This is a genomic window from Legionella norrlandica (genome assembly GCF_000770585.1).
In the GTDB taxonomy this organism is placed as follows: Bacteria; Pseudomonadota; Gammaproteobacteria; order Legionellales; family Legionellaceae; genus Legionella; species Legionella norrlandica.
Genome location: NZ_JNCF01000020.1, coordinates 36,672 through 47,852 on the forward strand (window position 1 = coordinate 36,672; position 11,181 = coordinate 47,852).

Genomic DNA, 11,181 nt, shown 5'->3' on the forward strand with positions numbered 1-11,181 from the left:
TGAAGTCTTCTCTAGGGCGTTGTTCAACACGCCCTAATTTAAATAAGGTATTTTTGGGAATTAATCTCGAGAATACCTTATGATAACTAATACACTCTTTCTCTGCAGTTATACCACATCCAGTAAATTAAAGGGCTTTATTCAACGAAGGACTATCCTCGTCTAGCTGCTCAGGCTCGGTATTTCTTAAACTATCGCTTGAAAAAAAGCCAGCGGGGTTTTCCCCCTGTTTAAGCGAAGGCGTTATTAGAAATTGTCTTAACTGGCCCAAATCCATAAAATTAAGCAGATGCGAGCCCTGTTCTTTTCCTTTAAAACTAAACTCAGTCCTAATCCATTGGGTAAATTGACTGTCGTTGGCTTGCTCACCATATTTATCAACTAAGCTCTGCTGAAATTCTGCTTGCTTGGTTGGCGATATATTTAAATTCACTAAAATCTCGTCTATGGTATCCTCATCAAGAAAGGTCTCAATGGCGTCATTAATCTTTTCTCGATTAAGAGAATTAATATTTGAAGAATAAAAATGACGGACAAATTCGCGAAGCTCTTGCCGAACATCATCTAAAGTCAACATTATCAATAAAGGATGGCCTGGTACCGATTGAAATAAGCGTCTCTTTACGCCTGAAAAACAGCTGGGCTTATCACCCTCCAAATCATCATATTCCTCCTCATATTCACTCCCTTTTGCATCAGTGGCGATTCGTGTTTTATCCCAATTATGGGCGCGGCCAATCAGGGCCAATTCCATAAGAAAATGATCAAGGCGTTCTTCAGGCGTTTTAAAATTATCAGAACCGACAATGCTGCTATCAATCGCTGCCAACCAGAATAAAACAATCAGGGGTTTATATTCTTCAAAGGTCGAATAACGACCAGCCTGTTCTTCATCAACATAAACATAAGAAGCATTGTTAGCCATCCAGGGATTTGGCTTACTAAAATAGCGTAAAACTGTATGCACTGTATGTTGGTAGTAAGCCATCATAGCGTGCTGATAACTGTCGGCGTCTAAATTCAAGGCTTGAAAATCAGACCACTGTTCAGGTAAAACAAGAGTCTGCCCATTGTACTCTATACTCGCAGGATTCTGCTGATAGCGGCTGCTTAAATCGTTTAACAATTCCGCAAACAGGTTTTCAACTCCCGCGTCCTTCATCATTGGCTCGTACCTTTCCATGGCCGCTTTAAGCCGTTTCTGCTCTCCTTGAGTTAAAGCAGTCATGGATGATTCATGATCTTGCGCCAAGCGCCTTAAATCCAATGCGCCTAAATTGAACTGCTGATAAAAATTGCTCTGTTCCGCCAGGTGCCTCACTGCAGGGACTTGCAGTAATTGCGTTGCCGCCCAGTCATTATCCTCAGACAATGCTAAACGTAATAACTCATTCTGTTCTTCTGGAGTTACCGCTGTATGCAATAGAGATTTGACTGCAGGAATATCCATTAATAAAAGGAAGTCATCCTGTAAATCCGGATTATTGCGACGAATTAAATTTCTTAGTATATAGAAGCAATGACGTGCTTCTTCTGCAGAAACATCAAAAACCCCATTGGGATTAGCTTGTTCATAGCTAGTTTTAGCCTGAGCAATTATTCTTAGTTTTTGCTCAATAAAAGGATACACATAATTCGCTCCATATTCCTCATCATGCATTTCGACATAAGCCAGTACGTCAGCGATTTCAAGAAAATGATGCACAATTTCCCGGTGACCCTGGCTAATTGCATTTTGCAATGCTGCATAGCGATTATATTTTACGGCTTCATATTTTTCCTGCTCATTGAGATGTGTTTCTAAGTGCTTAATCATTTTCAAATGACCATTTTTTGCCAAGTTTCGAATGATCATGTAGTTAGATTGCTTTACCTGCTCTTTTTTTTCTGTGTCGTCAAGCTGTGTTTCTAAATGTCTCACTGTATCTGGATGGCCAGCTTCAACAGCTCGTCGGTAAGCTGCATACCTGTTAGCTTTAACAGCTTCCTTCTTTTCCACCTCATTAAGATGTGTTTCTATGTGCTTGATTATTTCTGTGAAACCGCCTTTTGCTGCAGATTGAGTAATATTATAGTTCTGGGCTTTCGCTGCTTCCTTTTTTTCTTGCTCATCAAGCTGCTTTTCTAAGTAATCCACCAGTTCTTTGTGACCATTACCAGCTGCTAATCGGTAAGCTGCATAGTCCCCAGATTTAATCACTTGCTTTATTTCCTGCTCATCAAGATAGGTTTCTAAATGCCTAAATGTTTCTATATGACCACCTTTGGCAGCTAGTTGGAAAGGGGAATAACGATCCTCTCTAATGGCTTGCTTTTTTTCCTGCTCATCAAGAGACTCAACTAGATGCTTAATTATTTCCAGGAAACCGCCTTCTGCTGCAGTTCTAATAACACTATATTTATACGCTTTTACTGCTTCCTTTTTTTCCTTCTCATCAAGATGCCTTTCTATATGCTTAATTATTTCCAGGAAACCACCTTTTGCTGCAGATCGAGTAATACTATAGTCATACGCTTTCGTGACTGCCTTTTTTTCCTGGTCATTAAGATGTGTTTCTAAATATTTAAGGGTATCCAGGTGACCATTAGCTGCTGCTAATCGGATAACTGAATAGCTATCTATCTTAATGGCATCCATTTTTTCTTGATCAGTAAGATAGCTTTCTAAGTGTTTCACTATTTCGGTGTGGCCATTTTTAGCCGCATCTACCAGGGCTGCATATCTGATTGCTTGAACTGCTTCTTTTTTTTCCCCGTCATTAAGATAGCCTTCTAAGTAATTAACCGTATCCAGGTGACCATTAGCTGCTGCTAAATGGATGGCAGAATAACTTCGATTTTTTATTTCGCCGTGATAGTCTTGAAAAGCAGATGCTTGTATATGAGCTGTCTTACCTAAGTAGGCACATAGTTGCAAAAGCGACAATCCATTGTTTAATGCTAAATTATAGCTACCTGTAGCAAGCTTACTGACTAAGCTAGTATCAGGTGGATCGCTTTCAAGAAATGCACATAAAACAGGGTATTTATTAAGTTCTGATGGAATTGACATTTTTACTCCAGGGCAAAATAATAAAACACAATGAAGCGTATATTTTTTATAATATTAGTATATATTTTATTGTGCTTGCATTTTTTTGTCGTAACATATTGCGACACAGCTGCGACACAAAAAAGACCTTCTCGAAAAAATTTCGTAACTACTTGATTTTACTATGCCGCTGAGAGGAGTCGAACCTCCGACCTTTTGATTACGAATTAGAAAATTAGGGTTTTAGACATTTCGACACGTTTCGACACGCAAAATTAAAATTGAGAGAACAGGATGCGAATCAACAAAACCAATATTGAAAACTTAACATTCCTAAGCCTATTAAAGCGGGGCAAAGTGCACAAAAGAAATATACGATGAAGCCATTGAATTACTTGGGCAAATTGCTATGGGTAAAGATCCGGTGGCTGAAAAAAGGGCACAGTCCATGCGAGAAATCACTCTTAATGACTAACCATGTGACTGCAGGATATATCATTACTGATGTGGAACGCCTTAGAAAACCGATGGAATTAATTACAGAGTATTTTTTAAAGTGTATGGGGGTTGTTAAATCAGCTTATATTATTGAAATCCAACCTTCAAAAATAGAATCTTTAACAGGATAATCACTTTTTTGCTTAATTTAATCGAAAACTAAGGAAAAACGTAAGCGGTCGGCCAACTACGTTGGCCTCTGATTCAAATTAAAAGGAAGTAAAGCAGTGTAATCCTGCAGGGATTTGCAGGCACGCACATTTTCAAAGAGGACTCTGAGATAATCAAAAGCATTCCATCCATTAGCATTAGCTGTTGCAATGAGACTATAAAAAAGGGCGGAGGCCTGAGCGCCATTAGGGGTAGCAGCAAAAAGCCAGTTTTTACGCCCGAGAGCTAAGGGTCTTATCTGATTTTCGATAGCGTTGTTGTCGATTTCAAGGATACCGTCGAGCAAGTAATGATTTAGTTCTTTCCAGCGTTGATGCATATAGGTTAAGGCATTAGCTAATTTGGATTGGGGTACGGCATAAGAGATAGATTTCTCGAGCCAGTGCGCCATTTCGTTTAAGATGGGAGCAGCCTTGCTTAATCGCAAGTTGTAACGTTGTTCTGGCGAGAGCTTCTCAGCTTTAGCTTGTTTTTCAATAGCATAGAGTTTTTGAAAAAAAGCGACAGCTTGATGAGATTTTCCGGTGGTTTTGGCCAGTTTGACGAGTTCGGCAAAGGTTCTTCTGGCATGAGCCATGCACCCAAGATGAATGATGTCCGGCTGCTGATTCACCCAGTCATAGCCACTATAGCCATCGGTTTGTAAATAGCCTTGGTAACCCTTAAGGATTTCTTTCGGCCAAAGCGCTTGTCTGGTTTCTCGGTAATCAAAAAAATGACTTTTTTGTCAGGTTTTACACTTTGGTAAACCCACATATAACTGTTTGAGGTATTGTTTCGTCCCTGTTCATTCATGACCTGCAGTGGTGTTTCATCCGCTTGTAAGTAATTGAACGCTAATAAAGCGCGGATTAACGCTTCGCGCATGGGGAGGCACACCTCAGCTGCCTGCATTACCCAGCCACAAGCAGTATTTCTTGGTATATGAATGCCCATACCTTCCCATGTTTTTTCCTGGCGGTAAAGCGGAAGATGGTTTTGGTATTTGCTAATGATAGTATGTGCCACCAAACTGGGGGCCGCCATGCTTTTAGGTAGGAAGAGTATGGGCATTGGCGCGATACTGACGCCTTCATCACAACGATTACAGGCATATTTGGGTCGAACATGGGCAATTACTTTTAATTGAGCGGGAATGATTTCTAATTGCTCGCTAACCTCTTCACCAATTCGTTGTTTCATGCTTCCACAAGCACAGCGCTTATCAAGCTCCGTAATATCATGTTCAATCACCTCATGAGGCAAATCATCTGGCAAGGCTCGGCGCTTTGGTTTGTTACGGGTGTAAATGATCGTGACGGTATTTTCTTCTTCAGGCAATTCTACAACAGGCACGGCTTCTGCCTCATCAAACTGCAATTCCATTGCAATACGTTGCTTTCTGAAGAGCGAGAAAAGCGCTGTTGTTGCGCGAGTCTAAATTGCTCTAAAACGCGCTCGTAGTTCTGCTTTAATGCCGCATTTTCCTCTTGTAATGCAAGAACAAGTGCTTGAAGTTCAGCTATGGATTGAGGTAATAAATCTGTCTTTTTCATGGACGGATTATACCATAATCACCCTGATTTCATGAGGATTTTTTAATAAAAATCGCGATAAATTATCGGGTCTTCACCGGATAATGAACGAATTTATTACTCGCCAATAACCACTTAAAATGCTCTTGGCTCAGCTCAATATTGCCCTGGGCATTGTGCGGAAAAATAAACTTACCCTTTTCCAACTGGCGATACCATAAGGTAAAGCTGTGCTCTTCATAATAAGTGCTTTTAACTTATCGCCGCCGCGGCCACGAAATAAAAACAAATGGCCACTCGTAGGCTCCATGGCCAATACATCTTTTACCATCATGGCTAGCGTATTTATTGATTTGCGCATAACAGTAATTCCGCAATATAAATGAATTTTTGCATTGTCCGGAATTAACATGCTTTCAATACCTGTGTTAATAAGGATGAAAAGCTCTCTCCCTTACACTTAGCTTCATTACACAACGAATTTGGTTTGGAAAATGCAGGCTTAGTTCCATTAAACTGTTTTCGGGTATACAGCCTGGCGGTGATTCGGTTAGAACAACCGGTTCAAACGAGGCAATTCGGCTAGCTTTTTTTTGAAGTGACTGCCTTATCCATGCCCCTCTTTAGTGATTTTTTCTTTTCGTGCCAACGATATAAAAACTGATTGAGCATCACATTATTACATTTACAAAATTCAACTTGCGTTAAACCACTTGCTTTATAGCGTTCTATTATTTCGTCCCAATAAGGGGTCTCCCGAGCCATCGATACACTCCTTCTTATTTAAAAGAATAATGTTGCTTAATTTATCGCGCCGCAGAAGGTGTATTTGGGTGAGCGTTTACAAATAGCGATGTGCCTTGTAGTGTTGAACTTCATCGTCCTTGTGGCAGTTGGAATATCGGCAGAAAAGACTTCATTACATAAAGCGCATCGTAGCTTCTCAATCCAGTATTTATCAACAGAGGCTAGATGTAATCAATAGGTTGTGGTGAAAATAGTGAATCAATGTTTTTTTGCTGCAAAGTCACAGTTTATCGTCAAAGAATTCAACTGGCTCTCATGCTCACCCGTTTTGACTTTTGATGAAAATAGACCATGAGTATCCAAGGTGTCTGTCGCACTTTTTTTAGGTAACTTATGCTTTATAAACTCCGGCTCTCCTCCCTCCTGCCGATGTCTTTTAGCCAGATTAGAAAGTGGTCTGGCTTGTTCCTCATCAAATTTATTTAATATTTCAACAGGGATTTCAACCTCTTTTTTAAGCATTTTTAATTCATTTTCTTCAGCAAAATAATTCCGAGCAGATTTCGTTTTTTTAAATCTTATATTCTTATTAATATCTAACCATTCTGTAAGTTGATTTTTTTGCGCCTCTGTAAAAAAACTATTATCTATCTCTAGGTCAATCAGGGTTTTATTTTGAAGAAAGAAGTCTTCCAATACAATAAAAAGTTTATCAGTAGATTGAGCATCTAGTTGACCTGTTAAAGATAATACTTTTATTTTAGTGTCATTTTTTAGTGCGTTGAATAACTTTGTAATATAATAAATATAATATATGGGTATTTCATTGCTAAACACAGACAATTCTTCTAGTGACGATTGGTTATCACTTATCAAATTATCAATTATGGTTGAAGATTGTTCTAAACTCAATTTTTTTAATGTGTTATTCTTTCTTAAAGCGAAATATAAATCGTCTAAAACATTAGAATCCCCCATGTTACCTGGGTAAGAAGTAAGATAAAGTTCTTTTAAATGATTACTACTCCTAAGTATCTTAGCTAGACACTCTCCTACAGACATCCAAAAAGACTCCTGTTCCACGGAGTATCGCACAAAGGGCTGGATGCTCTTTAAATACAGTTTTTCAATAGGGATTTCTTTTTCGCAAATTTCATCAATAATATCCACAAATACATCACTGCTGACCTTACAAGAATGAAACGTTAGCTTATCAAAACATTGAGAACGATCAGTTAACATCTGTTTTATGGTCGAAACAAAATTGTCTTTGCCGGCAATAGAGGGGCGATGATCATAAAAATTTGCAAATATAGTTAACTCATTAGAATCAGATTTCGATATTTCAATTCTCACTCTACCCTTCCCGTCTTGTAACATAATATTCTGGTTTGGCATTTGCGATACCTCCTATTGGGCTTATACATCCTTTGTTGCTTAACTCTCTGCACATTTGCGTATTATAAGCTCTTTTGCCCCAATGTATAAGTTTTTATAATTAGCACCTTCTTGTTAGTACTACAGAGTAAACTTGAAAAATATCTTATCGATTCCTCTATTAAAAAATATAAAATAGGTCATTTATAACTGAGTTAAAGATTCTGTAATGATAAAAAATTAATGAATTCATTGTGTTATGCAAAAAAGTCTAATATATAATGCTTTGCGAATTCGCAATTCCCACTTAAAATCCCTTAAATTTAGAAGATTAACTTTATGAAAAAAAATGAATTAATGGTATTACTTGACAAATATCTTATTGATAAATCCGAAGAAGAAAAACAGTATACTTATATAAAAGGAATTTTAATAAAAAAACATGGTGAAAAAATTTATGATATTTTTAACTCTTTAGTAAATTCAGAAAACAACGAAGAAATAAATTTTGAGATTTTTAAAAATATTTTTTTAACCATCTGGGAAGAAATCAAGTGTACAGCACTCTCATATACAGCTTTACCAGAATCAGCAACAACAAAATTTTTAGTTAGTCTCGCCTGTGCGTTGTTTAGTGAAAAAGGCAAAACCTCTCTGTCTCTTATAGAGGTTATTCAACTTTTAATGCCGAGTCTTATCTTTGGAGAGTCGCCTGAGATACATACGCCTAAAGATTGGAGATGGCAATCAGGGTCGGCCAGCAAAATTTCTACGCTCAGCTTTCAGGAAAATTGTAATAGAACAACTGTCGTAATCAAGTTTCTAAAAACCCATATTATATCAGACAATGGACAATATATTATTCCGTTATGGGCATTAAATTCTTTAGGAACTGAAGAAATAAATATGTTAGTACATAATTATTATTTTGAGAATGATCCCAATTTACCATCTAGCATAAGTGACTCTGAATTTAAACGTTTAAGTACGCATAATTCATTAACAAAAAATCTCATAATACATTATGAATCCATGCAAAATATTGCACAGGATAAAACCACTCTGCTTGGACAATTACATTTATTATACAACTCTCTTTTTTATAACAGTAAAGACGGAATTGGAACTGAAGAAATAGCCGGCTCTGGAGTAGAAAAAGCAATAAGAAACTTTTTTGAATATTACAATAAATTACAAAAAAGCTCTCCGTTTACTTTAGACGACAAGCTTACAGAGTCATTGAATAAATTACGTAATTGTATAGGAGAATACTTACCAGGAGAACGGCCTATTGGCCCGTTGGAAACCTGTATGCTACTTCGTAAAAACTCGCTTCATCAGGCTATGTTGGGAAAAGAAGTTCAACTAGCAGGTATTGGATTAAGGGAAACTGATAGTAAAGAATTTATAGAAAAATTAAAAATAGAATTTTCAACTACTTTAGATAAGCTAAATGAATCAATAGAAACTGGCATGATAGAAGGATATGACCATTTACCTTTGACCAAGAAACTTTTTGAGTCATGTAATATCAAATTTACTGGTTATTCATTTCAAAGTTTAGTAAACCTTATTAAGGATTTACCTGAAATAGAAATAGAAAAAATTTTATTAGGCAATGAGGTTCATATTAAAAATTGGGGTAAAACAATCAAAAAATTAGAAAATCTAATTATCTTGTTTACCGAATTAACACCAACAAAAATAGAAACATTATGCAAACATCTTTTAGAATATCTAAAAGAATATTTAAATAAGGCTGAATATCTTTATTTTCTGCTCACTATGACTAATGAAGAGATGCAAAAAGTCATTTTTAAGCACTTAATTAATAAAGAAAATTTATTAATTAATGAAGGTGTGGAAAAAGGTCTGCTTGATTTATTATTACCAATTTCCTTACTTTTTGAGTTAACTTGGAATCAATTTTCAGAAGAGGAAAAGCTTCTAATTTTAGGTAATAAAAATAATCCTAGAGGAAATACGATTCTTCATTCTAGTGTAACTTATCCTGGTACCTTACAAATAGTTTTAAAATATTTAACACCTAATAGAATGAAAGGAAATAGCTATTTTACTTTAAATAAAAATTTAGATAATTTGATTCATCTAGCCGCTCCCTATCCCGAAAGCTTAGAAATGATTTTTAACTGGCTGCCAGAGGAAGAACACTTAAATGCAATAAAAAGTATAAATATAGTTAAAAATACACCTCTCCATATTGCTATAAAGAACTTGGACAGTTTAAAAATTATACTGAAACGTATTCCATTGCATGAGCTTAAAGATATTTTATTTTTATCAAATGCATGTAATGAAACGCCTTTTGGCCTCGCCTGTGAAAATAATAATTTAAAAATAATTTTAAAATTATTTTTAGAAAATGATCGTCTTGACCTCCTAAAACAATATAATAAAAAAACTGGCAATATTTTTCTTGAGGATTATGCATTTTGTAACTCAAATAAAATACCTTTATTTCTTAATTTATTACCTAAAAATCAGCGTTTAGATCTAATCAAAACTCCATTTGAAGATGGTAACACTTTTTTTCATATTTATGCCCATAATCCAGCTGCTATTAACTATCTTTTTGAAGAATTTCCTGTAACACAGGCTTTTACATTATTTACCCGAGTAATACAACGAACAAGAGATACAGTTTTTCATAAGGCGGTTAATAACCCAGCAGCATTAAAAATACTTTTTGATAAGATAACCTGCGAAGAGTACTTAAAAATATTAAATTTAAGTAATCGATATAGTCATTCTTTTGTAGAATATGCTTTGAAGAGAAACTTCGATAGCTTTATATATATTTGGCAGCGCACTCCTAAAGAGCATATGTCAGAATTAATTAAAAATATTCAACAAGATTTCTTTGAAATTTTATTTCAAAATGATCAACTAGACCAGAAAAATACATGCCAAAAACTAGGAGAATTCCTTATCTCAGAAAAAATTGTCCTTCCTCAATTTATTGAAGTCCTCAACCATCAAGAGTCTTCTAAATTTTTTGAATTAAAAAAGGCTATAAATAAACAATTTGGAGATCCTTGTGATGTTTTGTATAATTTTACTTTAAATCGCAGGTAAAATTTCGTACGTATCGAGATTGCACTACTAAGCAGCGTTCATTAAGTATCGATAACGTTCATAACGTCTGCCATCCATGCTAACGGTTACTCAATCAAAAAATGGTTAGGTAGAATGGCTACACGCCAAGGAAGGTCGAGGCGCGTACTTATTACTCGCCAATAGCCAATTAAAATGCGCTTGGCTCAGCTCAATAGTGCCCTGGGCATTGCGCGGAAAAACAAATTTCCCCTTTTCCAATCGTCGATACCATAAGGTAAAGCTGTTCTCCTCATAATAAAGCGCTTTTAGTTTATCACCACCGCGACCGCGAAATAAAAATAAATGGCCACTCGTTGGTTCCATGGCTAATACATCTTTTACCATCATGGCGAGTGTATTTATCGATTTGCGCATATCGGTAATACCACAATATAAATGAATCCTTCCACTCTCCGGAATTAACATGCTTTCATCACCTGTTTAAACAAGGATGAAAAGCTATCATCCCTTACGCTTAGCTTCATGACCTAACGAATTTGGTTTGGAAAATGTAGGCTTAGTTCAACTAAGCTGTTTTCGAGTAATGAGCAGGGCGACGGTTCCGTTAGAACAACCGGTTCAAACGAGGCAATACGGTTGGTCTTCCTTGAGCTGACCGCTTTTTTATTGTCACTCTTTAGTGATTTTTTCTTTTCGTGCCAGCGATAAAGAAAGGAATTGAGCATTATGTTATTGTTCTTGCAAAATGCATATTCTTGCTGAAGT

The 11,181-nt window shown here is 36.3% G+C and carries 9 protein-coding genes and 2 pseudogenes; 2 read left to right on the top strand and 9 right to left on the bottom strand.

Translation table 11 applies throughout. From position 1 onward, the window contains the following. Nucleotides 1-127: 127 nt before the first annotated feature. On the bottom strand, nt 128-3,052 hold the full coding sequence (locus OK13_RS13925) for an ankyrin repeat domain-containing protein (protein ID WP_052117605.1): 2,925 nt from the start codon (nt 3,050-3,052) through the stop codon (nt 128-130). Between the two features lie 446 nt (nt 3,053-3,498). On the opposite strand from OK13_RS13925, the pseudogene OK13_RS14400 reads away from it, so the two are divergent. Beyond that, a pseudogene (locus tag OK13_RS14400) lies at nt 3,499-3,660 on the top strand (integrase); the annotation flags it as partial. A 56-nt stretch (nt 3,661-3,716) separates the two neighbouring features. On the opposite strand, the gene tnpC (OK13_RS13930) reads toward OK13_RS14400, so the two are convergent. From tnpC (OK13_RS13930) to OK13_RS06940, 6 genes and pseudogenes are all read right to left on the bottom strand, one after another. Beyond that, nucleotides 3,717-4,370 (bottom strand): IS66 family transposase, encoded by a 654-nt coding sequence (tnpC, locus tag OK13_RS13930; RefSeq protein WP_081964889.1) that lies wholly within the window; start codon nt 4,368-4,370, stop codon nt 3,717-3,719. Beyond that, nucleotides 4,310-5,065 (bottom strand): IS66 family transposase, encoded by a 756-nt coding sequence (gene tnpC / locus OK13_RS13935; protein ID WP_081964890.1) that lies wholly within the window; start codon nt 5,063-5,065, stop codon nt 4,310-4,312. Before tnpC (OK13_RS13935) ends, tnpC (OK13_RS13930) begins: the two co-directional genes overlap by 61 nt. Next, nucleotides 5,023-5,235 carry a hypothetical protein gene (locus OK13_RS14405; protein ID WP_052117608.1) on the bottom strand — a complete coding sequence of 71 codons (213 nt, stop codon included), beginning with the start codon at nt 5,233-5,235 and terminating at the stop codon, nt 5,023-5,025. Before OK13_RS14405 ends, tnpC (OK13_RS13935) begins: the two co-directional genes overlap by 43 nt. A gap of 62 nt (nt 5,236-5,297) precedes the next feature. After that, nucleotides 5,298-5,626 (bottom strand): annotated as a pseudogene (gene tnpB / locus OK13_RS06930) (IS66 family insertion sequence element accessory protein TnpB). 170 nt (nt 5,627-5,796) lie between these two features. Then, the gene (tnpA, locus tag OK13_RS06935) at nt 5,797-5,979 is read right to left on the bottom strand and encodes an IS66 family insertion sequence element accessory protein TnpA (RefSeq protein ID WP_035889212.1); all 183 of its coding nucleotides are present in this window, start codon (nt 5,977-5,979) and stop codon (nt 5,797-5,799) included. 240 nt (nt 5,980-6,219) lie between these two features. After that, complete coding sequence (locus OK13_RS06940; RefSeq protein WP_152571615.1) at nt 6,220-7,317, bottom strand: hypothetical protein; 1,098 nt, start codon at nt 7,315-7,317, stop codon at nt 6,220-6,222. 360 nt (nt 7,318-7,677) lie between these two features. On the opposite strand from OK13_RS06940, the gene OK13_RS06945 reads away from it, so the two are divergent. Continuing rightward, on the top strand, nt 7,678-10,434 hold the full coding sequence (locus OK13_RS06945; RefSeq protein ID WP_035889214.1) for an ankyrin repeat domain-containing protein: 2,757 nt from the start codon (nt 7,678-7,680) through the stop codon (nt 10,432-10,434). Between the two features lie 105 nt (nt 10,435-10,539). On the opposite strand, the gene tnpB (OK13_RS06950) is transcribed toward OK13_RS06945, so the two are convergent. Continuing rightward, on the bottom strand, nt 10,540-10,881 hold the full coding sequence (tnpB, locus tag OK13_RS06950) for an IS66 family insertion sequence element accessory protein TnpB (protein ID WP_052117610.1): 342 nt from the start codon (nt 10,879-10,881) through the stop codon (nt 10,540-10,542). 62 nt (nt 10,882-10,943) lie between these two features. Further along, a partial coding sequence (locus tag OK13_RS14855; RefSeq protein WP_206538895.1) for a hypothetical protein occupies nt 10,944-11,181 on the bottom strand: 238 nt, incomplete at its 5' end.

Excerpts from the sequence above, each read along its gene's own strand:
- OK13_RS13925 (WP_052117605.1), bottom strand. The coding sequence starts at position 3,052 with ATGTCAATTCCATCAGAACTTAATAAATACCCTGTTTTATGTGCATTT.
- tnpC (WP_081964890.1), bottom strand. The coding sequence starts at position 5,065 with ATGGAATTGCAGTTTGATGAGGCAGAAGCCGTGCCTGTTGTAGAATTG.
- OK13_RS14405 (WP_052117608.1), bottom strand. The coding sequence starts at position 5,235 with ATGAAAAAGACAGATTTATTACCTCAATCCATAGCTGAACTTCAAGCA.
- tnpA (WP_035889212.1), bottom strand. The coding sequence starts at position 5,979 with ATGGCTCGGGAGACCCCTTATTGGGACGAAATAATAGAACGCTATAAA.
- OK13_RS06945 (WP_035889214.1), top strand. The coding sequence starts at position 7,678 with ATGAAAAAAAATGAATTAATGGTATTACTTGACAAATATCTTATTGAT.
- tnpB (WP_052117610.1), bottom strand. The coding sequence starts at position 10,881 with ATGTTAATTCCGGAGAGTGGAAGGATTCATTTATATTGTGGTATTACC.